The sequence below is a fragment of the Thiobacillus sp. genome (assembly GCF_030696885.1).
In the GTDB taxonomy this organism is placed as follows: Bacteria; Pseudomonadota; Gammaproteobacteria; order Burkholderiales; family Thiobacillaceae; genus Thiobacillus.
On record NZ_JAUYRI010000033.1, the window covers coordinates 71,171 to 94,812 of the forward strand.

The window sequence follows — 23,642 nt, forward strand, 5'->3', positions numbered from 1 at the left end:
CCCCGATACGCGCCCCCGCCGCTTTATTTCACCGCTTCCTTGAGCTGGTCGAGGATGGCCGGGTTTTCCAGCGTGGAAACGTCCTGGGTGATTTCCTCGCCCTTGGCGATCGCGCGCAGCAGGCGACGCATGATCTTGCCGGAGCGGGTCTTGGGCAGGTTGTCGCCAAAGCGGATTTCGTCCGGCTTGGCGATCGGTCCGATTTCCTTGCCGACCCAGTCGCGCAGCTCGACAGCGATCTGCTTCGCCTCGTCGCCGGTGGGACGCGTGCCTTTCAGTACCACGTAGGCCACCACTGCCTCGCCCTTGATGTCGTGTGGCCGACCGACCACGGCGGCTTCGGCGACGCGCGGGTTGGACACCAGCGCAGACTCGATTTCCATCGTGCCCAGACGGTGGCCGGAGACGTTCAGCACGTCGTCGATGCGGCCCATGATCCAGAAGTAGCCACTGTCGTCGCGGTGCGCGGAGTCGCCGGCGAGATAGGTCTTGCCGCCGAGTTCCTCGGGGAAATAGGTTTTCCTGAAGCGCTCGGGATCGCCCCACAGCGTGCGCAGCTGTGACGGGAACGGCCGCTGGATCACCAGATAACCACCCTGCCCTTTTTCCACCGGATGGCCGTGCTCGTCGGTAATCGCGGCCATGATGCCGGGTAGCGGCAGGGTGCAGGAGCCGGGCTTGGTCGGCACCGCGCCGGGCAGTGGCGAAATCATGTTGGCACCGGTCTCGGTCTGCCACCAGGTGTCGACGATGGGGCAGCGGCCGCCGCCGATCACCTCGTGGTACCACATCCAGGCTTCGGGGTTGATCGGCTCGCCCACCGTGCCCAGCAGGCGCAACGACGACAGGTCGAACTTGGCCGGCTCCTGCGCGCCGAGCTTGATCAGGCTGCGGATCGCGGTCGGCGCGGTATAGAAAGTGGTGACCTTGTGTTTGGCGACGGTTTCCCAGAAGCGGCCGGCATGCGGATAAGTGGGGATGCCCTCGAAGATGACTTCGGTCATGCCCAGCGCCAGCGGGCCGTAGGCGACATAGGTGTGGCCGGTGATCCAGCCGACGTCGGCGGTGCACCAGTAGACGTCGGAATCCGGCTTGGCGTCGAACACCCATTCCATCGACAGGATGGCGCCGAGCAGATAGCCGCCGCTGGAATGCTGCACGCCCTTGGGCTTGCCGGTCGAGCCCGAGGTATACAGGATGAACAGCGGATGCTCGGCGTTGACCCAAGTCGGTTCGCAGGTCTCGGCCTGCGTCTGCGCCAGTTCGTGCCACCACAGGTCACGCGCGCCCCAGTTCACCGCGCCGCCAGAGCGGCGGTACACCACCACGCGCTCGACGCACGAGGTGTCGCCCATCGCCAGCGCTTCGTCGACCGCGCGCTTCAGCGGCACCGCCTTGCCGCCGCGCAGCGACTCGTCGGCGGTGATGATCACCTTGGCGCGGGCATCCTCGATACGCTCGAACAGGCTCTTGGCGGAAAAACCGCCGAACACCACCGAATGGCTCGCGCCGATGCGCGCGCACGCCTGCATCGCCACCACCGCTTCGATGCTCATCGGCATGTAGACGATGACGCGGTCGCCCTGATTCACGCCGAGCGACTTCAGGCCATTGGCGAACTGGCACACGCGCGCGTGCAGCTCCTTATAGGTCACTTTCGTCACCGTGCCGTCATCGGCCTCGAAAATCAGCGCAGTCTTGTCGCCCTTGGTCGCCAGATTGCGATCCAGGCAGTTGTAGGAAACGTTGAGCTCGCCATCGTCGAACCATTTGTAGAACGGCGCCTGGCTCTCGTCGAGCGTGCGGCTGAATGGCTTGTGCCAGGCGATGGTCCGGCGCGCCTGGTCGGCCCAGAAACCCGCGTAATCGGTTTCGGCCTGGCGGCACAGCGCCTGGTAGGCTTCCATGCCGGACACGTTGGCCTGTTTGACGAACGCGTCCGCAGGCGGGAACACACGGGTTTCGGTCAGAATCGATTCGATGGCTGCCATACAGTCTCTCCGCTGATAGAGTGTTCGTTAGGCTGTCGATTCTAAATCAAAACCCAACCCCTCTGACCCACACCATGAGCCACCCCGCCCTCGACCGCGTCGCCCGCTGTTCCCGTTATGGCCGCCGCCTGCTGGCCGCACACGCGCAATGGGCCGACGCCCTGGCCGCACAGTTCGATCGCGCCGTGACCCGCGAGGCGATGCAGGCCTTCCTCGCCGAGCCGCCGTGCAGCGACGAAGCGGCGCTGCACCAGCGTTTGCGGCAGCTGCGCCAGCGCGTCTGGCTGATCGTCACCGCGCGCGACCTGGCCGGCAGCGCCGACCTGGCCGAGGTGACCGCCACCTGGAGCACGCTGGCCGAAGTCTGCATCGGCACGGCGCTCGACTTCCACCATGCCGCACTGGCCGCCCGCCATGGCGAGCCGCGCGACGAGAACGGCCAGCCGCAGCAGATGGTCGTGGTGGCCATGGGCAAGCTCGGCGGCGGTGAACTCAACGTGTCGTCCGACATCGACCTGATCTACCTCTACCCCGATGAAGGCGACACCGCGGCGGACGACGACACGGTCAAGCCGATCAGCAACCACGAATTCTTCATCCGCGTGGGGCGCAAGCTGACCGCCGCGCTGGGGGAAGCCACCGCCGACGGCTACGTATTCCGCGTCGACCTGCGGCTGCGTCCATGGGGCGAGTCCGGCCCATTCGCGATGGGCTTCGCGATGCTGGAGGACTATCTGGTGGCGCAGGGCCGGCCGTGGGAGCGCTACGCCTGGATCAAGGCGCGCCCGCTGACCGGGACTCGCCACGACGAACTGATGCAGATCGTGCGGCCTTTCGTGTTCCGCAAATACCTCGACTTCGGCGCCTTTGCCGCGATCCGCGACCTGCACGTGCAGATTCGCCGCGAGGTGGCGCGCCGTGAAATGGCGCACAACGTCAAGCTCGGGCCGGGCGGCATCCGCGAAATCGAATTCACCGCGCAGGTGTTCCAGCTCATCCGCGGTGGCCAGATCGCCGCGCTGCAGCAGCGACCCACGCTCACGGTGCTGGACGAACTGGCGAAGGGCGGGCTGATGACCGAGGATGCGCAGCAGGAACTCGCCGCCGCTTACGATTTTTTGCGCCGGCTGGAACACCGCATCCAGTATCTCGACGACGCGCAGACCCAGCAGATGCCAGACGACGCCGAATCGCAGGCGATGCTCGCCGAGGCGATGGGGTTTGCCGACCACGCCGCCCTGCTGGCCGCGCTCGACTACCACCGCAACAAGGTCACGCGCCATTTCGAGCAGGTGTTCGCGGCACCGCAGACCGACCAGATGAGCCATCCGCTGTCCGCCGTGTGCTGCGGAACGGCGAATGCCGTCACCATCCACGCGCTGCTGGAAAACGCCGGCTACGACGATCCGGAGCGGGTGCTGGCGACACTCGACGCGCTGCGTCACGGCACCGCGCGGCTGGCCGAGTCGACCCAGCTCATTCTGAATGCACTGTTGCCGCCGGCGCTCGAAGTCATCGGCAGCCAGCCCGACCCGGCGGTCACGCTGGAGCGTTTCGCCGCGCTGGTGCAGGCGATTGCGCGCCGCTCCACCTATCTGGCGCTGCTCGCCGAATACCCGGCGGCGCTGCGCCAGCTGGTGCGCCTGCTGGCAGCGAGCCCGTGGGCCGCGCAGATGATCACGCAGCAGCCGCAATTGCTGGACGAACTGATCGCGCCGCAGCACCTGATGCGTGTGCCCGACTGGACGCAACTGGCCGCGCAGTTGCACGACGAACTCGATGCCCACCCCGGCGACACCGAGGCGCAGATGGATGCGCTGCGCCGCTTCAAGCGGGCGCAGACGCTGCGCCTGCTGGCGCAGGACGTGGCCGGCCGGCTGACGCTGGAAGCGCTGTCGGATCACCTGTCGTATCTGGCCGACACGCTGTTGAATGAAACGCTGGCGCGCTGCTGGGCCGGGCTGAAGTCGCGCCACCGCGACGAACCGCGCTTCGCCGTCATCGGCTACGGCAAGCTCGGCGGCAAAGAGCTCGGCTATGCCTCCGACCTCGACTTGGTGTTCCTCTACGACGACGCCGACGAACGCGCGCAGGAAACCTATGCGCGGCTGGCGCAGCGCATCAACACCTGGCTGGGCACGCTGACACCGGCCGGCATGCTCTACGAAACCGACCTGCGCCTGCGCCCGGACGGCGCCTCGGGCCTGCTGGTCAGTTCGACCGAGGCCTTCCGCGACTACCAGCTGCACCATGCCTGGGTGTGGGAACACCAGGCGCTGACGCGCGCGCGTTTCGTCTGCGGCGACGCGGCGATCGGTGCGGTCTTCGAGGCGCTGCGCCGCGCGGTGCTGTGCCTGCCGCGCGATGCCGCAAAACTGCGCGAGGAGGTGCTGGCCATGCGCGAAAAAATGCACGCCGGCCACGTCAACGATTCCGATCTGTTCGACCTCAAGCACGACAATGGCGGCATCGTCGACGTCGAATTCAGCGTGCAGTATCTGGTGCTGCGGCACTGCGCCGCGCACCCCGAGCTCGCCGACAACGTCGGCAACATCGCACTGCTGCTGCGTGCCGGCGCCGCCGGCCTGATTCCCGCCGACATTGCCAAGGCCGCCGCCGACGCCTACCGCGAGCTGCGCCGCCAGCAGCACGCCATCAAGCTCTCCGGCGCGGAATACGCCCGGGTGCCGCCGGCGGCCCTAGCCGGCGCCCGCGATGCGGTCCGGACACTATGGTCGCAGGTGATGTGCGATCCGCAATGATTCCTGCCATGATGACGGTTTTGACCTATCCGGAGCGTTCATCTTGACCCCATCGCCTAACCCGGCCCACGAGGCCTTGCGCCAGTTTCGCGTGATTTTCAGCGCGGTGCGCCAGCATTTCCAGGCCGTCGAGAAAGCCTGCGGGGTCAGCGGCGCCCAGATCTGGGCCATGTCGGCGTTGCGCCAGTCGCCCGGCATGAAAGTGTCCGAACTGGCGCAGGCCATGTCGATCCACACCTCCACCGCCAGCAACCTGCTCGACAAGATCGAGCGGGCCGGCCTGGTGCGGCGCGAGCGCAAGCACGCCGACCAGCGCGTGGTTCAGCTCTACCTCACCGAAAAGGGGGAACAGGCACTCGACAAGGCGCCGCAGCCGCTGACCGGCATGCTGACGCACGCCCTCGGCCAGCTGTCCGAAGACACCTTGAGCCGTCTGAATCAGGATCTGGCCACGCTGATCGCGCACATGGGCGCGGTCGACTACCAGGCCGCGCAAAAACCGCTGTCGTAAGCCCGTAGCCTGTGCGTTAACGCGCGGCGCGGCGCGCACGACGGCGCTGCCAGGCGCGCACGATGCGCATCCGCCAGGCCCAGTGCACCGCAAAATACATCACCACCGACAGCGTGATCGCCAGCGTCAGCAGGCCCAGCGCCAGCGGCGCGCCCACCGTGGCCAGGCGGTCCATCCACAGCGCCAGCCCAGTCGCCGTCTTGGCCGCCACGCGTTCGAGGTCGACTTCGGTCACCGGCACGTTGGCGTGCCCCAGCATCCAGGCGCCCAGGTGATAGGCGGCGTAATACACCGGCGCGAACGTGATCGGATTGGTCACCAGCGTGCTGCCGACGGCGGCCGGAATATTGGCGCGCAGCAGCAAGGCCGCCCCCGAGGCAAAGAGGATCTGCGCCACCGGCATCAGCAGACCGAAGAAAATCCCGATCGCGAGCCCCAGCGCAATGCCACGGCGATTCACATGCCACAGCCGCGGGTGATGCAGCATCGGCCCCATCCACTGCAGCGCACGGTGATTGCGCAGGGTGTGCGGGTCGGGCATGAAACGGCGAAAACGCTCGGGCAGCATGATGAGGGGGTCAGACGGTTTTGGACGAAATGGGCATGTCAGCTTCTATGACGGCCTGATCGGTAGAAAGGTTTAATCCTGCCACGTAATGTTTGCGCTCATCTACCGGACTTGCAAGCGGTTGGCAGATGACGGCTGCATGACGACATGGGCGCCGCCAGCGCGCGCAATCCGGAACCTCGCGGTCATTTCATCGAGGTGTGCCAGAATTGTAAGGGTACGCCAACCGAACGGAGACCTCGCTTGCAAACAAACGACCGTCCGCCCCCCTGGCACAGCCTGCCCGCCAGCGACGCCCTGACTCGGCTGGATACCCCGCGCAGCGGCCTCGATCCGGCCGAGATCGAATCCCGGCGCGCGCAGTACGGCGCCAACCGACTGCCGCCGCCGCAATCGCAGCCAGCCTGGCAGCGACTGCTGCTGCAGTTCCACAATGTGCTGATCTACGTGCTGCTGGCAGCCGGCGTCATCACCGCCGTGCTCGGCCACTGGCTCGATTCCGGCGTGATTTTCGGTGTGGTCGTCATCAATGCGGTGATCGGCTTCATCCAGGAGGGCCGCGCCGAACAGGCACTCGATGCGATCCGCGACATGCTGTCGCCGCACGCCATCGTCACCCGCGCCGGCGAACGCCATGAAATTCCGGCCGAGGACCTGGTGCCCGGCGACATCGTGCACCTGGCCTCGGGCGACCGCGTGCCGGCCGACCTTCGCCTGATCGACATCAAGAGCCTGAGGGTGATGGAAGCCGCGCTGACCGGCGAATCGCTCGCGGTCGACAAGCAGGTCGATCCGGTGGCGGAAGACGCCGCGCTCGGCGACCGCGCCAGCATGGCGTGGTCGGGCACGCTGGTCACCTACGGTCAGGGCACCGGCGTGGTAACAGCCACCGGCACCGAAACCGAGCTGGGCCGCATCAGCACCCTGCTGTCGACCGTCGAGAAACTCACCACCCCGCTGCTGAAACAGATGTCGCGCTTCGGCCAGTGGCTGGCAGGCGGCATCCTGCTGCTGTCGGCGCTGCTGTTCGGCTTTGGCGTATGGGTGCGCGACTATGCGGCGAACGACATGTTCCTCGCTGCGGTGGGCCTGGCGGTGGCGGCGATTCCCGAGGGCCTGCCGGCGATCATGACCATCACGCTCGCCATCGGCGTCACGCGCATGGCGCATCGCCACGCCATCATCCGCCGCCTGCCCGCAGTGGAAACGCTGGGCGCGGTCAGCGTCATTTGCTCGGACAAGACCGGTACGCTGACGCGCAATGAAATGACGGTGCAGATCGTCATCGACACCGACGCCAGCTTCGACGTATCGGGCAGCGGTTATGCGCCCGAGGGCGGCTTCAGCCGCGCCGGTGCGCAGGTCGATCCGGAATCGCAGCCGCTGCTGCAGGAGCTGGCGCACGCTGCCCTGCTCTGCAACGACGCCGACCTGCGCGAAACCGGCGACGGCTGGCAACTGACCGGCGACCCCACCGAAGGCGCGCTGCTGACCCTGGCGCTGAAGGCCGGGCTGGACCTGCGCCGCACCCGCGAGGCGCTGCCGCGCACCGACGTCATCCCGTTCGAGTCCGAGCACCGCTTCATGGCGACGCTCAACCACGACCACGCCGGCCACGGCTATCTCTATCTCAAGGGCGCACCGGAGCGCGTGCTGGCGCTGTGCACCACGCAACGCGGCGCGGACGGCGACAACGCATTCGACCCCGAGCACTGGCACGCCCGCACGGAAGCGGCCGCTTCCCAAGGCATGCGGCTGCTGGCGCTGGCGGTGCGGCGCAGCGACGACGCGACGACGCTCAACTTCGACGACATCGAGCGCGGCGACTTCACCCTGCTGGCCGTGCTGGGGCTGGCCGACCCGCCGCGCGAGGAGGCCATCCGTGCGGTCGCCGACTGCCGTGCAGCGGGCATCAAGGTCAAGATGATCACCGGCGACCACGCCGCCACCGCGCTGGCCATCGGCAAACAGCTCGGGCTGGACGAATCGGTCACCGCAATGACCGGTGCCGAGATCGAGACCTTCGATGACGCCCGTCTGCGCGAAGTGGTGGGCGAAGTCGACGTGTTCGCGCGCGCCAGCCCGGAACACAAGCTGCGCCTGGTCGAGGCCCTGCAAAGCCTGGGCGAGGTCACCGCGATGACCGGCGACGGCGTCAACGACGCGCCGGCGCTGCGGCGCGCCGACATCGGCGTGGCGATGGGCAAGAAAGGCACCGAGGCCGCCAAGGAAGCGGCAGAAATGGTGCTGGCCGACGACAACTTCGCCTCGATCGCGCACGCGGTCGAGGAAGGCCGCACCGTCTACGGCAACCTGAAAAAGGCCATCGTGTTCATCCTCCCCACCAACGCGGCGCAGGCCGGCATGGTGCTGATCGCGATCCTGCTCGGGCTCACCCTGCCGATCACCCCGGTGCAGATCCTGTGGGTCAACATGGTGACGGCGGTGACGCTGGCGCTGGCGCTCGCCTTCGAGCATCCCGAGCCCGAAGCCATGCGCCAGCCGCCGCGCGACCCGCGCGAACCGCTGCTGACGCGCTTCATGCTGTGGCGCATCACGTTCGTCACGGTGTTTCTGGTGGCCGGATCGCTCGGCCTGTTCCTGTGGGAACTGGAGCGCGGCATGCCACTTGAGGCGGCGCGCACCGCCGCGATCAATGCGCTGGTCATGGGCGAGATTTTCTATCTGTTCAACTGCCGCCGCCTCACCGCGCCGGTCGTCGGCTGGTCGGGCTTTTTCGGCAACCGGGCGGTGCTGATCGCGATCGGCGTGCTGATCGTGCTGCAGGGCCTGTTCACCTACCTGCCGCTGCTGCAGTCGCTGTTCGCCACCACGCCGCTCGACCTCGCAACCTGGGGACGCATCGTCCTGTTCGGCCTCATCGTCTACAGCGTGGTTGAAATCGAAAAAGCCGTGATCCGCCGCGGCAACCGGCCCACCGCCACGCGCTGACGCAGCATGGATCTGATCAACCAGTTCGTCCTCGCCGGCGCCGTGCTGCTGTTGCTGGCCATCCTCGCCAGCGCGCTGTCGTATCGCATCGGCATGCCGCTGCTGCTGGTATTTCTGGCGGTCGGCATGCTGGCCGGCGAAGACGGTCCGGGCGGCATTCAGTTCGACGACAGCGGCATCGCCTACACCGTCGGCAGCGTCGCGCTCGCCATCATCCTGCTCGATGGCGGACTCAACACGCGCGCGGAGACTTTCCGCGCCAGCCTCAAGCCCGCCTCCATGCTGGCCACGCTGGGCGTGCTGGTCACCTGCGTGGTGACGGGCCTGTTCGCTGCCTGGGTGCTCAATTTTGGCCTGCTGGAAGGCATGCTGGTCGGCGCGGTGGTCGGCTCGACCGACGCCGCGGCGGTGTTCGCGCTGCTGCACGCCAAGGGGCTGGCGCTGAAGGAGCGCGTGTCCGCCACGCTGGAAATCGAATCCGGCAGCAACGACCCGATGGCGGCGCTGCTCACCATTGTCTTTATCGAGCTGATCCTCGCCGGCCAACGCAGCCCGGGGTGGGAGACGCTGGGCCTGCTGGCGCAGCAGATGGGCCTCGGCCTCGTTGCCGGCCTGGGCGGCGGCAGGCTGCTGGTGTGGCTGGCCAATCGCCTGCCGCTGGAACGCGGCATGTATCCGATGCTGATCCTCGCCGGCGGACTGATGCTCTACAGCCTCACGACGGTGCTCGGCGGCAGCGGCTTCCTCGCGATCTATCTGGCCGGCGTGGTGGTGGGCAACCGCAGTCCGCGTGAGGCAACCAACATCCTGCAGGTGCACAACGGCCTGTCCTGGCTGGCGCAGATCGGCATGTTCCTGATGCTGGGCCTGCTCGCCACCCCGAGCGAACTCATCCAGCACGCGCCGGCGGCGCTTGCCATTGCGCTGGTCCTGATGTTCGTCGCGCGTCCGCTTGCGGTGTGGCTGTGTCTGCTGCCTTTCCACTTTCCGTGGCGCGAACAGGTGTTCATTTCCTGGGTCGGGCTGCGCGGCGCGGTGCCCATCATTCTTGCCCTGTTTCCGCTGCTGGCGGGGATTCCGGAGGCCACGCTGATTCTCGACGTGGCCTTCTTCGTCGTGCTGATCTCGCTCACCGTGCAGGGCTGGACCATCCCCGCCCTGGCCCGCCACCTGCGTCTGCAGGTGCCGCCGGCGCCCGAACCCACCGAGCGCCACGATCTGGCGGCAGGGGCGGCGAATGGACATGCACTGTTCGGCTATCGACTGACGCCCGACGCGCCGCTGCTCGGGCAGGATGCCCACGCGCTGCGCTTGCCGGGCGCTGCGCGACCCGTCGCGGTCATGCGAGACAGCGCGGCACTGGACCTGGAAGCTGCAGGCCCGCTGGCCACCGGGGATACGCTGTACGTCCTCGCCCGGGCGGAAGTAGGCGCCACCCTGAGCGATCTGCTGGTGACGCCCGCCGCGCCGACCTACCTGGAAAAGCGCGAGTTTTATGGCGACTTTGTGCTGCGCGGGGATGCGCAGGTGGCGGCGGTGGCAGCGCAATACGATCTGCCTTTGCCGGAGGCCATGACGGGACTGACACTGGAAGATTTCCTTGCATTGAAGCTGCGCAGCCACCCGGTGGTGGGCGATCGCGTACGCCTGGGCAAGCTGGAATTTGTGGTGCGAACGGTCGCGGACGGTCACGTCACCCAGGTGGGCTTGAGGATTCCGACCCATCTCGACGAGATGTCTTGATGCCGCAACAATACTGCAACAATTCGGCGCGCTTCCATGCATTCCGAATACGGCGCTGCAGCCAGCCACTCGGGCGTACGGACGTACAGGCCGGTACCCTAGAATGAATATGTTGACGACAAAACAAACCCAGACCGATGAATGAACCGTTTGCCGAATTCGCCCTGCTGCTGATCATCACGGCCGCGGTCAGCGCACTGGCGGTGCGGCTGCGCCAGCCGGTGCTGATCGCCTACATCGCGGTGGGCATCCTGGTCGGGCCCGCCGGCTTCTCGCTGGTGACGGCACACGATCAGATCGACCTGCTGGCACAGATCGGCATCACCGTGCTGCTGTTCGTGGTGGGCCTCAAGCTCGACCTGCGCCATATCCGCCACATCGGCGCGGTCGCGCTTGCCACCGGCCTCGGGCAACTGACCTTCACCATTCTGTTCGGCTTCTTCATCATCATCGCGCTCGGCAAAGGCTGGATGGAGGCGCTTTACGTCGCGGTAGCGCTGACGTTTTCCAGCACCATCATCGTGGTCAAGCTGTTGTCCGACAAGCGCGAGCTCGACTCGCTGCATGGCCGCATCGCGGTCGGGTTTCTGATCGTGCAGGACCTCGCCGTGGTAATCGCGATGATGGTCATGAGCGGGATCGGCGGCATGGACGAGGGCACCGGGGGCGGCACCCTGGCCCTGACCCTGCTGGCACGGCTGGCCGGCGCCGCACTGCTGCTGTTCATCCTGATGCGCTATGTGCTGCCGCGCATCGTCCATACCCTGGCGCGCTCGCAGGAGCTGCTGCTGATTTTCGCCATCGCCTGGGGCACCGCGCTGGCAGCACTGGGCGAGACCGCCGGCTTCAGCAAGGAGGCCGGCGCATTTCTCGCCGGCTTCTCGCTGGCGTCAACGGCATACCGGGAAGCGATCAGCGCGCGACTGGCAAGCATCCGCGATTTTCTGCTGCTGTTCTTTTTCCTCGACCTCGGCTCGAAACTCGACTTTTCCACGCTCGGCGACGAGATCGTCACCTCGATCGTGCTGTCGCTGTTCGTGCTGATCGGCAACCCGCTGATCGTGATGGCGATCATGGGCTACATGGGCTATCGCAAGCGGACCGGCTTTCTCGCCGGACTCACGGTGGCGCAGATCTCGGAGTTCTCGATCATCTTCGTCGCCATGGGCATCAGCCTCGGACATATCGGCAACAACGCGCTCGGGCTGACCACGCTGGTCGGCCTCATCACGATCGCGCTGTCGTCCTACATGATCATCTATTCGCACCGTTTGTATACCTGGATGGCGCCGTGGCTGGGTGTGTTCGAACGCCTGCACCCTTTTCGCGAACTGGCGGTCGAGCATGCACAACGTAACAACGTGCAGCCCGACATCATCGTTTTCGGCCTCGGACGCTATGGCAGCCGGCTGGCCCATACGCTCAAGCAGCAGGGCATCAGGGTATTGGGCGTGGATTTCGACCCCGAGGTGGTGCGGGCGTTGCAGAATCAGGGCATGGATGCACGCTTCGGCGATGGCGAAGCGCCCGACTACATCGAAAGTCTGCCTATTGCACACACGCCATGGGTCGTCAGCACCCTGCCCGACTATGCGTCCAACTTCGCGCTGCTGCATGCGCTGAAGGAGCAGCATTACGACGGTCATATCGCCATCGTGGCGCGCGATGAAAACGAGGCCGCCCGTCTGGGCAAGCTCGACAACATCGAAGTCATTCACCCGTTCAACCAGGCTGCAGATTTTGCCGCGCTCGATCTGGCTGCCCGCATCGCTTCCGCAGAACTGTCCGCTAACAAGGAATCGCCATGACCCGAACCCTGCTCGCCGCCACCGATTTTTCCGCCCCTGCGCGGCACGCACTGGAGCGTGCCGCGATGCTTGCGCAGGCGCATCCGGATGCCCGCCTCACCCTCGCCCATGTCGTCAGCCAATCGGCATTCGATACGCTGCGCCGCATGCTGCCGGGAAACGCCGCCGCGCTTGAAACCCAGGTGCTCACCCAGGCGGAAAAAGCCTTGAGCGAACTGGCAGCCAACCTGGCTGCGCATCACCCCTGCACCATCGACACCGTGCTGGCACAGGGCGCGGCACTGACCGCACTGGTTGAGCTCGCCGACACGCGCCAAATCGACCTGATGGTCATGGGCGTGCGCGGCGCGCATTTCGTGCGCGAACTGCTGATCGGCTCGACCACCGAACGCGTGCTGCGCAAATCGCGGCGCCCACTGCTGGCAGTCAAGCAGCGGCCGCAATCGCCCTACCGGCGCATTCTGGCGCCGGTCGACTTTTCCGCGCACGCCGCCGCCGCCATCAACGCCGCCCACGCCTGGCTGCCCGACGCCGACATCGTGCTGTTTCATGCGTTCGAGGTCGAACTGGAGTCCACCTTCCGCCTCGCCGGCATGGAGGACGACAAGATTCACGCCTACCGCATTCAGGCACGCGAAGCGGCGATCGCCGAAATGGACGCCTTCGTCGCCCAGCTGCAGGTGCCGGCCAGCCGGCTGACGCGTCATTTCGAGCATGGGGCGCCGACCCTGCGGATTATCGGGCACGAGCAAACGATGGACGCCGACCTGATCGTGATGGGCAAGCGCGGCCAGTCGATGGTGGAGGAACTGCTGCTCGGCAGCGTGACCAAACATGTGCTGGCGCACTCAAGCAGCGATGTGTTCATCGCCGGCCCAGCGAACTAGATACGCACATGCCCAATACACCGCCCGGACGCCGCAATCCGCACCTGTTCCGCTACCTGCTGATCGGTTTTTTCACCGTCGCCCCGCTGTGGGTAACCTGGCTGGTATTCGATTTCCTGTTCGGTCTGCTGGCCAGCCCCGGCGTGCCTTTTCTCAAGGGGCTGGCGGCCCTGTTACGACCGCTGTCCGACACGCTATCGAACTGGCTGCTCGACAGCGACGTGCAGTACGCGCTGTCTGCCCTGTTCACGCTGGCCGCGCTGTACCTGATTGGCCTCCTGGCTTCGTTCGTGGTTGGCAAGAGAGTCATCGCCACGCTCGAATACTGGGTCGGCCGGCTACCATTGGTGCAGACCATCTACGGCGCCACCAAGCGTTTCCTGCATACCGTCAGCAAGCCGCCGGTGCAGGGCCAGCGCGTAGTGTTAATCAGCTTTCCCTCGCCGGAGATGAAGGCCGTGGGCCTGATCACCAAGGTGATGCGGGACGCCGTCAGCGGTGAAGAACTGGCAGTCGTCTACGTGCCCACTTCACCCAACCCGACCTCGGGCTATATCGAAATCCTGCCGCTGGCCGACGTGGTGATGACCGACTGGACCATGGAAGAAGCGATGAGCTTCGTCATGACCGGCGGCACCAATGCGCCCGATACGGTGCGTTTCAGGAATCCGCCCCGCGCGGCAGACCTGCCGCCTGCGCCATGAAGCTTACGCTCGCCACCGTCCGCGCCGTGCTCTGGCGCAGCGCCCTGTTCGCCGTATTGTGGTGGGCACTGACCGACGGTCGCCCCGACAGTTGGGGGGTGGGCAGCGTCAGCGTCGCGTTCGCCACCACGGTCAGTATTTACCTGCTGCCGCCCGTCAACACCTATGTCTCGCGCATCGGCCTGCTGCGATTTCTCGTCTTCTTCATCGTGCAATCACTGCGCGGCGGTGCGCAGGTTGCGGGGTTCGCGCTACGTCCCCGCATGGGGCTGCGGCCCGGCTTTCACGAAATCGACCTGCGGCTACCCGAGGGCATCGGCCGGGTGCTGCTGGCCAACACGCTGAGCTTGCTGCCGGGCACCTTGAGCGTGGAACTGCAGGGCAATCGTCTGTGTCTGCATGTACTCGATGAGCGGGCACCGACGGAAACCGAGGTACGCGCCGCCGAAAGCCGCCTCGCGGACCTGCTCGGCCTCACCCTGCACACGACTGGATGAATTTAACCCTCACGCTCGCCGTATTCCTGCTGCTGAACCTGCTGGTTGCCCTGATCCGGGTGGCGCGCGGCCCGACGCCGGCGGACCGCCTGCTGGCCGCCCTGCTGTTCGGCACCACCGGGGTGGCAATCCTGCTGCTGCTGGCCGATGCGATGAGCCAGACTGCATTCATCGACGCCGCCCTTGTGTTTGCCCTGCTGGCGGCGATCAGCGGCGCCGCGTTCGCGCGGCGCGCCTGGCGCGAGGAGGTGCCGGACGATGAGTCTCGTTGAGGGCGCGAGCCTGGCGCTGCTGATTGCCGGCGCGGCGTTCTTCTTCGCCGGCACCGTCGGCCTGTTGCGCTTCCCCGATGTCTACACCCGCCTGCACGCGCTCGCCAAGGCCGACAACCTCGGCCTCGGCCTCGTCGTGCTCGGCCTCTTGCTGCGCGCGCCGGGCTGGGCGACGGGCATCAAGCTGGTGCTGATCTGGCTCTTGGCGCTGCTCGCCAGCGCAACGGTCGGCTTCCTGATTGCCCGCCGCGCGCGCCGCCACGGCATCGCGCCCTGGCGGGCGGGAGACCGCGAATGAGTGCGGCGCTCGCCTTCGATCTGCTGATCATCGCCGCCTTGGTGTGGAGCGCGGCGCGCGCACTCACCGTCGCCGACCTGTTCCGCGGCGTGGTGCTGTTCATCGTGTTCGGGTTGTTGATGGCGCTGGCCTGGGCGCGGCTCGGCGCGCCCGACATCGCACTCGCCGAAGCCGCGATCGGCGCCGGGCTGACCGGCGCGCTGCTGCTCGACGCCGTCGGCCACCTGCGCGCCAAGCGGGAGCCCGAGGCATGAGACGCGTGCTGCCGGTCGCCATCGTCGCGCTCGCCGCCCTGTTCGGCGTGGCGCTCGCCGCCGCGATGCTCGAGCTGCCGCCGCACGCGGTGCGCCTGCCCGACGACGTCGCGGCAAACATTGCAGCCAGCGGCGTGGCGCACCCGATCACCGCGGTGCTGCTGAATTTCCGCGGCTACGACACCCTGCTCGAAATCGCCGTGCTGCTGCTCGCGCTGTTCGGCGTGCTGGCGCTGGTGAAGCCGCACGCGGCGCGCGCCGCGCATCCGGCACATCCGCTGCTGCAGACGCTGGCGCGCCTGCTCGCGCCCTTGATGGTGCTGGTCGCGGGCTACCTGCTGTGGGTCGGCGCCATCGCACCGGGCGGCGCGTTCCAAGCCGGTGCGGTACTCGCCGCCGCTGGCGTGCTGCTACGCCTCGCCGGACTGCTGCCGGCGTGGGTGGCGCCCACGCTGCTGCTGCGCGTCGGGCTCGCGCTAGGTCTCCTGGTATTCGTCGCGGTCGCCGCGGCGGTGCTCGGCCACGCCACCCTGCTCACCTATCCGCCCGCGTTGGCTGGCGGCCTGATCCTGATGGTCGAGGCGGCGCTGACGCTGTCGATCGGGCTCACACTTGCCGCGCTCTACCTCGCCAGCACCGAGGTGCGGCCGTGAGCGTCGGCCTGCTTTATGCGCTAGCGGGGGCGGCGCTGTTCGCCATTGGGCTCGCGGGCCTGCTGGCATTGCCGCATCTGTTGCGGAAAATCCTCGCCTTCAACATCCTCGGCAGCGGCGCCTTCCTGATCCTGGTCGGCCTCGGCCAGCGCGACGGCAGCGTCGACCCGGTGCCGCAGGCGATGGTGCTCACCGGCATCGTCGTCGCCATCGCCGCCACCGCGCTTGCCCTGGCGCTGGCGCGGCAACTGCTCGAACGCACCGGCCGCATGCAGTTGCCGGAAGACCGCGCCGACGCGGAGACCGACGATGCGTGAAACGGTTTACAGACCTTCGAATGCGTCGGCCGGGCGGCGGGTCACGAACACCGTGCCGAGCCGGTCGTTCAACCCCATTACCGGCACCACCAGCAGCAGCGTGCCGTCTGCCTCGCTGCGCACCGTCACCTGCGGCAGCAGCAGCGCTTCCGGCGGCACCAGCGTGCTCGCTTCCGCGCCCAGATGGCGACGGTCGGTCGACACCGCGATCTTGCCGTCGACGCCCGCGAGCAACGCGCGTTCGGTGCCGGGCAACTTGACGATCTCGGTGAAGAACTGGTCGACCTGGTCGAGGTTGTTGCGGATCATCTCGCCGCGCACCGCCCACGCCAGCGCCGTGCCAAATTCGCGCAACGATGCCTCGGACGCCGCCCCCGCGCGGGTACGCAGCTGGCCGAGCAGCGCCTGCCGGTCATTGTCGGCCTGCGCCGTCATCGCCGCGCGGTCGGTTTCCAGTTTCGCCACCAGCCGTTTCTGCGCCAGGCTCTGCCAGGCGAAGCTGATCGCCCACAGGATCACGAGCGCGAGGCTCACCCACAGCGGCAGCTTGACGGCGGTGAGCTTACCCAGGACGCCGGTGGAGGCGTTCGCGGAAAAATCGTTCGGTTCGGACATGGTGTGCTCCTCAGGACGGGGTGAAACGAACAGGCTGCGACTGCAGTTCAGTATGGCAGGAATTCGATGACGGATTGGCTCGATCCCCTGCCCTGGCTGATCGTGCTGCCGCTGGTGTGGGGCACGCTCGCTTTCGTGCTCGGCCCCGGGCGCGGCGCGCGTCTCGCCATCGTCGCGCTGGTTTTGCAGATGCTGCTCGCGCTGCAACTTGCGGCGCAACTCGTCGACGCCGGTGCGCGCGCCTACGCGGTCGGCGGCTGGGGCGCGCCGCTCGGCATCGATCTCTACGCCGACGGGCTGGCCGCCGTGATGCTGCTGTTGACGCAGGCGGTCGCGCTGCCGCTGGCAGTTTACGCGCGCGGCTACTTCGCTGCGACCACAAAAGGGCGCGATTTGTTCTGGCCGATCACCGGGCTCATGCTCGCCGCACTCAACGCGCTGTTCGTGTCCGCCGACCTGTTCAATATCTATGTCACGCTGGAACTGCTCGGGCTCGCCGCAGTGGGTCTGGTGGCGATCGCCGGCGGCACTGCGCCGGTGACCGCGGCGCTGCGATACCTGCTGGCGACGCTGCTTGGCTCCGGCGCGTATCTCTTGGGCGTGGCGCTGATCTACGGCACCTACGGCAGCGTATCGCTCGAGGTGCTGGCGCCGCTGATCACGGACGAGGCACCGTTTGCCGTCACGCTGGCCGCCGCGCTGATGCTGCTCGGTCTGATGCTGAAGACCGCGCTCTTCCCATTCCACTTCTGGTTGCCGCCCGCGCACGGCGGCGCGCCGGCGCCGGTGTCGGCGCTGCTCTCGGCGCTTGTCATCAAGGCCTCGTTCTATCTCGTCGTGCGGTTATGGCTCGACCTGTTCGAGCCGTTGACCACGGTCGACGCCGCGCAGCTGATCGGCGCGCTGGGCGCAGCCGCGATCATCTGGGGCTCGCTGCTCGCATTGACGCAGACACGGCTGAAAATGCTCGTCGCCTATTCGACCGTAGCGCAGATCGGCTATCTGTTCCTGTTGTTCCCGCTCGCCACGCTGACGCTGCCGGCCGCTGCCGACAGCGCCTTGCAGGGCGGCGTAATGCAGGCCTTGGCGCACGGGCTCGCCAAGGCGGCGATGTTCGCCGCCGCCGGCAGCATGATCGTCGCCACCGGGCGCGACGACATCAACCGCCTCGGCGGCGTCGGCGCGCGCCTGCCGCTGACCCTATTCACCTTCGGCATGGCCGGCGTCACGCTGATGGGCCTGCCGCCGTCGGGCGGTTTTTCGGCCAAGTGGCTGCTGCTGCAGGCCGCGCTGGAATCCGGTCAATGGTGGTGGGTCGCGGTGATGGTCGTCGGTGGGCTGCTCACCGCGGCCTATGTGTTCAAGGTGCTGCGCCGCGCCTTCCTGCCGGTGGCCGAGGGCGACAGCGTCACGCCGGTGCCGCGCGTGCTCGAATTCAGCGCCTTCGCGCTGGCGCTGGCGTCCATCCTGCTGGGCGTGTTCGGCGCGCCGCTGATGGACCTGCTCGCGGTCGGGAGAGGCGCATGATCGCCGACACCTGGCTGCCGGTCGCGGTGGTGCTGAGTTCCCTGGTGCCGGGGTTGTTCATTTTCTTCCTCGCCGAATCGCGCGTGCGGCTCCGCACCACGCTCAACCTCGTCGGCGCCTTCGCCAAGCTGGCGCTGATCGGCGTCATGCTGTGGGGCGTGCTGCACGACCACGAGTACGTGTTCACCCACACCGTGTTGCCCGGTCTTGATCTGGTGCTCAAGGCCGACGCGCTGGCGATGCTGTTCGTCACCCTGTCCGCAGTGCTATGGCTGTTCACCACCCTGTACGCGATCGGCTATCTGGAAGGCGCACCGAACCGCAGCCGCTTCTTCGGCTTCTTCAGCCTGTGCGTCACCGCCACGGTCGGCGTGGCGATGGCGGGCAACCTGTTCACCTTCTTCCTGTTCTACGAACTGCTGACGCTCGCCACCTATCCGCTGGTGGTTCACCGCGGCACCGAGAAAGCACTGCGCGCCGGCCATATCTACCTTGCCTACACGCTCGGCGGCGGCGCGCTGCTACTAATCGGCACGGTGTGGCTGTATGGCCTGGCCGGGCAGGTCGACTTTGCGCCGGGCGGCACGCTGTCCACGCTGCCACCGGACACTGCCGGACAATTGCAGATCATTTTCCTGCTGCTGATCGCCGGCGTCGGCGTCAAGGCCGCGCTGGTGCCGCTGCATGGCTGGCTGCCGCTGGCGATGGTGGCGCCGGCGCCGGTGTCGGCGCTGCTGCACGCGGTCGCCGTGGTGAAGGCCGGCGCCTTCGGCATCGTGCGCATCGTCTACGAGGTCTACGGCATCGAGTTCGCGCAGTCGCTCTCGCTGCTGCTGCCGCTGGCGATCGTCGCCTCGATCACCATCCTCTGGGGCAGCCTGCGCGCGCTGTTTCAGGACGATCTGAAAAGGCGCCTCGCCTATTCCACCGTCAGCCAGGTGGCCTACATCGTGCTCGGCGTCACGCTGTTCGGCCCAGTCGGCACGATCGGCGGCATCGTCCATCTGGTGCACCAGGGCATCATGAAAATCACGCTGTTCTTCTGCGCCGGCAACTACGCGGAGACGCTGGGCATCCACAAGGTGAGCGAAATGGACGGCGTCGGCCGCCGCATGCCTTGGACCACGCTCGCCTTCACGATCGGCGCCTTCGGCATGATCGGCGTGCCGCCGCTCGCCGGCTTCATCAGCAAGTGGTACCTCGGGCTGGGCGCGCTCGAGGCCGGCATGCCGTGGGTGCTGGCGGTGCTTGCGGTTTCGAGCCTGCTGAACGCCGCCTATTTCCTGCCCATCCTGCACCGCGCCTGGTTCCGTCCGCCACCCGAAACCTGGCCGCACGAGCACATCCCGCTGCGGCGCGGCTGGGAAACCGCGCCGCTGCTGCTGTTGCCACCGATGGCCACGGCCGCCGCAACGCTGATCGTCGGCCTGTTCGCCGCCAGCGCGTTCAGCCCGCTCGACTGGGCCACGCTCATTGCCGGACGCGAGTATCTGCAATGGACACCCTGATCCTCGTCAGCCTCGCACTGCCGCTGCTGCTCGCGCTGCTCGTGGCGCTGCCGCGCAGCCGCGCCGTTGCACTGGCCCTCGCGCCGGGGGCGCCGCTGCCCGCACTGGTACTCGCGCTCGCCGCGCGTGAGCCGCTGTTATTCGAACTACCCGACGTGCTCACCGGCCTGCAATTGGGCGTGGACGACACCGGTCGCGTGTTCCTGCTGTTCACGTCGCTGATCTGGCTCGCCGCTGGCTGGTACGCGCGCGGTTGGCTCGCCGACGATCCGCGCCGCGCGCGCTTCGCCGTGTTCTTTCTGCTGACCCAGGCCGGCAATCTCGGCGCCTGCCTCGCGCTCGACGCCGCAGGTTTTTATGCCTTCTACGCGCTGATGAGCTTCGCCGCCTACGGCCTCGTCGCGCACGACAACAACGCCGTCGCGCGGCGCGCCGGCCGCGTCTATCTGGTGCTGGCCGTCGCGGGCGAAATGCTGATTCTCTCGGGCCTGCTGCTCGCGCTCGGCCTCGCGCCCGACCATCCGTGGGCGGTCGCCTGCCTCCTCCTCGGCTTCGGCGTGAAGGTGGGACTGCCGTTGTTGCACGTCTCGCTGCCGCTCGCTTACGCCGCGGCGCCCGCGCCCGCCGCGGCGGTGCTCGCCGGCGCCATGATCAAGGCGGGATTGCTCGGCTGGCTGCGCTTCCTGCCGCTCGGCGACGCCGCGCTGCCGGACGCCGGTCAGATCCTGATGCTGGCAGGCGGCGCGGCCATCGTCGGCGGCAGCGTGATCGGCCTGATGCAGCGCCAGCCCGGCGCGATCCTCGCCTATTCGAGCGTCGCCCAGATGGGCCACTTCGCGCTCGGCGTTGGCGCGGGACTCGTCGCGCCCGAACTGTGGCCGCTCATCGCCGCCGCGCTCGTCGTCTACGCCGCCCACCATGCCCTCGCCAAGGCGGCACTATTCCTTGGCCTCGGCGTCGTCGCGCGCCACGGCGCAAGCTTCATCCATCTCGCCGGCCTCGCGCTGCCCGCGCTCGCGCTTGCCGGCGCGCCTTTCAGCAGCGGCATGCTCGCCAAGCTCGGCCTCAAGGACGCACTCGCCCCGCTGCCCGCGCCGTGGGCCGACGTATTGCCGGTACTGCTCGCCGTCGGCGTGCTCGGCACCGCGCTGCTGATGGCGCGGTTTCTGGTACGGGTCCGCGAAGCGCCCACTGCTGGCGGCGCACCGGCATCGCTGTGGGCGCCGTGGCTGCTGATGCTTGCGGGCGTCGCCGGGATGACGGCAGGCCTTGCGCCGTCGGCAAGCTGGACCGCGGCCTTGCAACCGGGCGTGCTCCTTTACGCCCTGTGGCCGATCCTCGCCGCTCTCGTCCTGACCGTAATCGCCCTGAGGCTGCGTCTGCGCGCGCCGCAGATTCCGGCAGGCGACCTGCTCGTGCCCTTCGAGCGCCTGCTGGCTACCCTCGCGCGGCGCCTCGCCCACCTGCGTCCCCCTGCGCTGCCCACGTTGCCCACCCACGCTGCGCGTCGCCCGCCGCGCCTGGAATCGCGCCTGCGCGCCTGGCCCTTGGCCGGTGCGTTGTGGCTGGCGCTGCTCGCCGGTTTCATCGTACTGCTGGCCCGCTGAGCGCGACGCAGGAACTGGCCGAGGCAGAATAAGGTCTCTTTGCAAGGCCGCATGTAGATTCATACCAGTGCGACGCTACGTCTGGCCCCGCCTGCTAACATGGTTTGCAGCAAAACTGATATTGATAACGGATGGAGACCCCCATGACGATTCGCTACGTTTTTGCATTGACCGGTCTGCTCGCAGCGTTTGCCTTGCAGGCCGCCACACCCGGCCAGGCCCCCGCCCGCACCGGCACCTACTACGGCGCCCAGGCCACCGAGTATCCCGCGTGGTTCAAGGAAAGCTTCCTGGTACTACGCGACGACGTGAAGGAAGCCGCCAAGGCCAACAAGCGCGTCATGCTGCTGTTCAACCAAGACAACTGTCCCTATTGTTCGGCGCTGGTCGAACGCAATCTTTCGCAGCGCGAAATCGAAACCACGATGCGTGAAAAATTCGACGTCATCGCGATGAACCTGTGGGGCGACCGCGAAGTCGTCGGGCTCGACGGCAAGACCTACACCGAAAAATCCTACGGCGCGGCGATGAAGGTGCAGTTCACCCCCAGCCTGATGTTCCTCGACGAGCAGGGCGAGATCGTGCTGCGCTTGAACGGCTACGTGCCGCCGGCGCGCATGCAGGCCGCGCTCGACTGGGTCGGTGGCAAGATGGAAAAGAAAACGGCCTTCCGCGACTTTGTTGCCGAGCGCGAGAAGGGCGCGCCCAAAAAGAGCTCGGGCGAGATGATCTCGCAGGAATTTTTCCTCAAGAACGTCACCGATCTGCGCCGCAAGGGCCAGGGCGCCAAGCCGCTCGCCGTGTACTTCGAACAGAAGGACTGCCCCGACTGCGAGGTGTTGCACCACCGCGTGATCGCCGACCCAGAAGTGAGGAAGGCGCTGGCGAAATTCGACAACGTGCGCTTCGACATGTGGTCGCGCGAGATGATCACCACCCCCGACGGCAAGCGCATGGCGGTGCGCGACTGGGTGCGCGAGCTCGGCGTGAACTACGCGCCCGGCATCGTGCTGTTCAACCCCGCCGGCAAGGAAGTCATCCGCTGGGAGTCCGCGTTCCGCGTGTTCCATACCATGGGCATGTTCGATTACGTCAGTGGCAAGGACTACCAGAAGGAGCCGAGCTTCCAGCGCTACCTCGCCGGGGTGACCGAGCACGTCCGTGAGCAGGGCCGCGACGTCAACATCTACCGCTACGCCGACGAACCGCTGGCGATGCCGGTGCGGCACGTGCGCTGATTGGGCGTCACGCCTCGTGGCGCTGGCGCTGCATTTGCAGCGGCAGTGCTGCGGCATGCCCCGACTTGTCCTGTCCGGCATACATAGTGAGGTGCGGAAACGGAATCTCGATGCCGGCGGCGTCGAAGGCCTTTTTCAGATGGTAGAGGTAGGCGCGCCGCACCCCCCACTGCTCGAGCGGCTTGACCTTGAAGCGGCAGCGGATCACCACCGCGGAATCCGCCCAGTTGTCGACGCCGGCAATTTCCAGATCGTCCTCGATCTTGCCGGCATACTCGGGATCGGCACGCAGCGCCACGCCGACTTCGCGCATTACGGCATAAACCTCGTCGACGTCCTCGCGGTAGGCCACGCCAATGTCGATCACGGCATAGGCAAAGCCGCGGCTGCGGTTGGTGACGCTGTCGATGGTGCCATTCGGCACGTAATGCACGCTGCCCTCGTAATCGCGCAGACGGATGTAGCGCAGCGTCATTTCCTCGACCAGCCCGCCCTTGCCGGCCACTTCCACCACGTCGCCCTGGCGCACCTGGTTTTCCAGCAACAGGAACAGCCCGGTGAAATAATCCTTGACCAGGCTTTGCGCGCCGAAACCGATGGCGATGCCGAGCACGCCCGCCGCAGCGAGGATCGGTGCAATCGAAATGCCGAGCTCGGACAGCACCAGCATGCCGGTGACCAGGGTGATGATCACCGCGATGGCGTAGCGGAACACCTGCTCCAGCGTGTTCAGCCGCTTGACGCGTTCAAAATCGGCCAGTCCGCCCGCCTGCATGCGCGCGCGCAGACGCGCCAATCCTTTGCGTGACAGCCGCAGCGCCAGCCACGCCAGCGCCAGGATGATGACGACATTCACCAGCGTGAGTGCGAGGCCGCGCCATTCGCCCAGTTGCGCCTGCATTAAATCCAGATACGACATCGAGTGCTGCC

At 67.0% G+C, this 23,642-nt stretch carries 21 protein-coding genes; 17 read left to right on the forward strand and 4 right to left on the reverse strand.

All coding sequences use genetic code 11. The features are described 5' to 3' along the window. Positions 1–23: 23 nt before the first annotated feature. Positions 24–1,991, reverse strand: a complete 1,968-nt coding sequence (gene acs / locus Q8R61_RS14445; protein ID WP_305538496.1) for an acetate--CoA ligase — start codon at positions 1,989–1,991, stop codon at positions 24–26. A 74-nt stretch (positions 1,992–2,065) separates the two neighbouring features. On the opposite strand from acs, the gene glnE reads away from it, so the two are divergent. Continuing rightward, positions 2,066–4,753, forward strand: coding sequence for a bifunctional [glutamate--ammonia ligase]-adenylyl-L-tyrosine phosphorylase/[glutamate--ammonia-ligase] adenylyltransferase (gene glnE, locus Q8R61_RS14450; protein WP_305538498.1), 2,688 nt, complete (start codon positions 2,066–2,068; stop codon positions 4,751–4,753). A 43-nt stretch (positions 4,754–4,796) separates the two neighbouring features. Beyond that, entirely contained in the window at positions 4,797–5,264 is a 468-nt protein-coding gene (locus Q8R61_RS14455; protein ID WP_305538500.1) for a MarR family winged helix-turn-helix transcriptional regulator, read from the forward strand. Positions 5,265–5,280: 16 nt separating this feature from the next. On the opposite strand, the gene Q8R61_RS14460 is transcribed toward Q8R61_RS14455, so the two are convergent. Then, positions 5,281–5,832: a DUF2062 domain-containing protein gene (locus tag Q8R61_RS14460; protein WP_305538502.1), complete on the reverse strand. Its 552-nt coding sequence runs from the start codon at positions 5,830–5,832 to the stop codon at positions 5,281–5,283. Between the two features lie 243 nt (positions 5,833–6,075). On the opposite strand from Q8R61_RS14460, the gene Q8R61_RS14465 reads away from it, so the two are divergent. The 11 genes from Q8R61_RS14465 (at position 6,076) to Q8R61_RS14515 (ending at position 16,217) form a co-directional block, all read left to right on the forward strand. Next, positions 6,076–8,784 carry a cation-transporting P-type ATPase gene (locus tag Q8R61_RS14465; protein ID WP_305538504.1) on the forward strand — a complete coding sequence of 903 codons (2,709 nt, stop codon included), beginning with the start codon at positions 6,076–6,078 and terminating at the stop codon, positions 8,782–8,784. A gap of 6 nt (positions 8,785–8,790) precedes the next feature. Beyond that, positions 8,791–10,527: a potassium/proton antiporter gene (locus tag Q8R61_RS14470; protein ID WP_305538506.1), complete on the forward strand. Its 1,737-nt coding sequence runs from the start codon at positions 8,791–8,793 to the stop codon at positions 10,525–10,527. A 137-nt stretch (positions 10,528–10,664) separates the two neighbouring features. Beyond that, positions 10,665–12,335, forward strand: a complete 1,671-nt coding sequence (locus Q8R61_RS14475; RefSeq protein WP_305538508.1) for a cation:proton antiporter — start codon at positions 10,665–10,667, stop codon at positions 12,333–12,335. Then, on the forward strand, positions 12,332–13,222 hold the full coding sequence (locus tag Q8R61_RS14480) for a universal stress protein (RefSeq protein ID WP_305538510.1): 891 nt from the start codon (positions 12,332–12,334) through the stop codon (positions 13,220–13,222). Before Q8R61_RS14475 ends, Q8R61_RS14480 begins: the two co-directional genes overlap by 4 nt. Before the next feature lie 8 nt (positions 13,223–13,230). Then, positions 13,231–13,926 carry a DUF502 domain-containing protein gene (locus Q8R61_RS14485; RefSeq protein ID WP_305538512.1) on the forward strand — a complete coding sequence of 232 codons (696 nt, stop codon included), beginning with the start codon at positions 13,231–13,233 and terminating at the stop codon, positions 13,924–13,926. Next, the gene (locus Q8R61_RS14490; RefSeq protein WP_305538514.1) at positions 13,923–14,423 is read left to right on the forward strand and encodes a Na+/H+ antiporter subunit E; all 501 of its coding nucleotides are present in this window, start codon (positions 13,923–13,925) and stop codon (positions 14,421–14,423) included. Before Q8R61_RS14485 ends, Q8R61_RS14490 begins: the two co-directional genes overlap by 4 nt. Continuing rightward, positions 14,420–14,695, forward strand: coding sequence for a monovalent cation/H+ antiporter complex subunit F (locus Q8R61_RS14495; RefSeq protein ID WP_305538516.1), 276 nt, complete (start codon positions 14,420–14,422; stop codon positions 14,693–14,695). Before Q8R61_RS14490 ends, Q8R61_RS14495 begins: the two co-directional genes overlap by 4 nt. Next, a complete protein-coding gene (gene mnhG / locus Q8R61_RS14500; RefSeq protein ID WP_305538518.1) occupies positions 14,682–14,993 on the forward strand; it encodes a monovalent cation/H(+) antiporter subunit G in 312 nt (103 codons plus the stop codon). The genes Q8R61_RS14495 and mnhG overlap by 14 nt, the downstream gene beginning before the upstream one ends. Next, positions 14,990–15,247 (forward strand): DUF4040 domain-containing protein, encoded by a 258-nt coding sequence (locus Q8R61_RS14505; protein WP_305538520.1) that lies wholly within the window; start codon positions 14,990–14,992, stop codon positions 15,245–15,247. The genes mnhG and Q8R61_RS14505 overlap by 4 nt, the downstream gene beginning before the upstream one ends. After that, positions 15,244–15,900 carry an MnhB domain-containing protein gene (locus Q8R61_RS14510; RefSeq protein ID WP_305538522.1) on the forward strand — a complete coding sequence of 219 codons (657 nt, stop codon included), beginning with the start codon at positions 15,244–15,246 and terminating at the stop codon, positions 15,898–15,900. Before Q8R61_RS14505 ends, Q8R61_RS14510 begins: the two co-directional genes overlap by 4 nt. Next, positions 15,897–16,217, forward strand: a complete 321-nt coding sequence (locus tag Q8R61_RS14515) for an NADH-quinone oxidoreductase subunit K (protein ID WP_305538524.1) — start codon at positions 15,897–15,899, stop codon at positions 16,215–16,217. Before Q8R61_RS14510 ends, Q8R61_RS14515 begins: the two co-directional genes overlap by 4 nt. 6 nt (positions 16,218–16,223) lie before the next feature. Here Q8R61_RS14515 and Q8R61_RS14520 read toward each other — a convergent pair whose 3' ends face one another. Further along, a complete protein-coding gene (locus Q8R61_RS14520) occupies positions 16,224–16,832 on the reverse strand; it encodes a hypothetical protein (protein ID WP_305538526.1) in 609 nt (202 codons plus the stop codon). A 66-nt stretch (positions 16,833–16,898) separates the two neighbouring features. Between Q8R61_RS14520 and Q8R61_RS14525 the strand changes: the two genes are divergently transcribed. The 4 genes from Q8R61_RS14525 to Q8R61_RS14540 all read left to right on the forward strand — a co-directional run bounded on the left by Q8R61_RS14525 (position 16,899) and on the right by Q8R61_RS14540 (position 22,712). Further along, positions 16,899–18,359, forward strand: a complete 1,461-nt coding sequence (locus tag Q8R61_RS14525; RefSeq protein ID WP_305538528.1) for a complex I subunit 5 family protein — start codon at positions 16,899–16,901, stop codon at positions 18,357–18,359. Then, positions 18,356–19,867, forward strand: coding sequence for a complex I subunit 5 family protein (locus Q8R61_RS14530; RefSeq protein ID WP_305538530.1), 1,512 nt, complete (start codon positions 18,356–18,358; stop codon positions 19,865–19,867). The genes Q8R61_RS14525 and Q8R61_RS14530 overlap by 4 nt, the downstream gene beginning before the upstream one ends. Beyond that, entirely contained in the window at positions 19,855–21,474 is a 1,620-nt protein-coding gene (locus tag Q8R61_RS14535) for a proton-conducting transporter membrane subunit (RefSeq protein WP_305538531.1), read from the forward strand. The genes Q8R61_RS14530 and Q8R61_RS14535 overlap by 13 nt, the downstream gene beginning before the upstream one ends. A gap of 143 nt (positions 21,475–21,617) precedes the next feature. After that, complete coding sequence (locus tag Q8R61_RS14540; protein ID WP_305538533.1) at positions 21,618–22,712, forward strand: thioredoxin fold domain-containing protein; 1,095 nt, start codon at positions 21,618–21,620, stop codon at positions 22,710–22,712. Positions 22,713–22,719: 7 nt separating this feature from the next. On the opposite strand, the gene Q8R61_RS14545 is transcribed toward Q8R61_RS14540, so the two are convergent. Further along, complete coding sequence (locus tag Q8R61_RS14545; protein ID WP_305538535.1) at positions 22,720–23,631, reverse strand: mechanosensitive ion channel family protein; 912 nt, start codon at positions 23,629–23,631, stop codon at positions 22,720–22,722. Positions 23,632–23,642: the final 11 nt, after the last annotated feature.

Coding starts and splice junctions, on each gene's coding strand:
- Q8R61_RS14495 (WP_305538516.1), top strand. CDS start 14,420: ATGAATTTAACCCTCACGCTCGCCGTATTCCTGCTGCTGAACCTGCTG.
- Q8R61_RS14520 (WP_305538526.1), bottom strand. CDS start 16,832: ATGTCCGAACCGAACGATTTTTCCGCGAACGCCTCCACCGGCGTCCTG.
- glnE (WP_305538498.1), top strand. CDS start 2,066: ATGAGCCACCCCGCCCTCGACCGCGTCGCCCGCTGTTCCCGTTATGGC.
- Q8R61_RS14545 (WP_305538535.1), bottom strand. CDS start 23,631: ATGTCGTATCTGGATTTAATGCAGGCGCAACTGGGCGAATGGCGCGGC.
- Q8R61_RS14505 (WP_305538520.1), top strand. CDS start 14,990: ATGAGTGCGGCGCTCGCCTTCGATCTGCTGATCATCGCCGCCTTGGTG.
- acs (WP_305538496.1), bottom strand. CDS start 1,991: ATGGCAGCCATCGAATCGATTCTGACCGAAACCCGTGTGTTCCCGCCT.
- Q8R61_RS14490 (WP_305538514.1), top strand. CDS start 13,923: ATGAAGCTTACGCTCGCCACCGTCCGCGCCGTGCTCTGGCGCAGCGCC.
- Q8R61_RS14530 (WP_305538530.1), top strand. CDS start 18,356: ATGATCGCCGACACCTGGCTGCCGGTCGCGGTGGTGCTGAGTTCCCTG.
- Q8R61_RS14510 (WP_305538522.1), top strand. CDS start 15,244: ATGAGACGCGTGCTGCCGGTCGCCATCGTCGCGCTCGCCGCCCTGTTC.
- Q8R61_RS14540 (WP_305538533.1), top strand. CDS start 21,618: ATGACGATTCGCTACGTTTTTGCATTGACCGGTCTGCTCGCAGCGTTT.
- Q8R61_RS14525 (WP_305538528.1), top strand. CDS start 16,899: ATGACGGATTGGCTCGATCCCCTGCCCTGGCTGATCGTGCTGCCGCTG.
- mnhG (WP_305538518.1), top strand. CDS start 14,682: ATGAGTCTCGTTGAGGGCGCGAGCCTGGCGCTGCTGATTGCCGGCGCG.
- Q8R61_RS14475 (WP_305538508.1), top strand. CDS start 10,665: ATGAATGAACCGTTTGCCGAATTCGCCCTGCTGCTGATCATCACGGCC.
- Q8R61_RS14480 (WP_305538510.1), top strand. CDS start 12,332: ATGACCCGAACCCTGCTCGCCGCCACCGATTTTTCCGCCCCTGCGCGG.
- Q8R61_RS14485 (WP_305538512.1), top strand. CDS start 13,231: ATGCCCAATACACCGCCCGGACGCCGCAATCCGCACCTGTTCCGCTAC.
- Q8R61_RS14460 (WP_305538502.1), bottom strand. CDS start 5,832: ATGCTGCCCGAGCGTTTTCGCCGTTTCATGCCCGACCCGCACACCCTG.
- Q8R61_RS14470 (WP_305538506.1), top strand. CDS start 8,791: ATGGATCTGATCAACCAGTTCGTCCTCGCCGGCGCCGTGCTGCTGTTG.
- Q8R61_RS14535 (WP_305538531.1), top strand. CDS start 19,855: ATGGACACCCTGATCCTCGTCAGCCTCGCACTGCCGCTGCTGCTCGCG.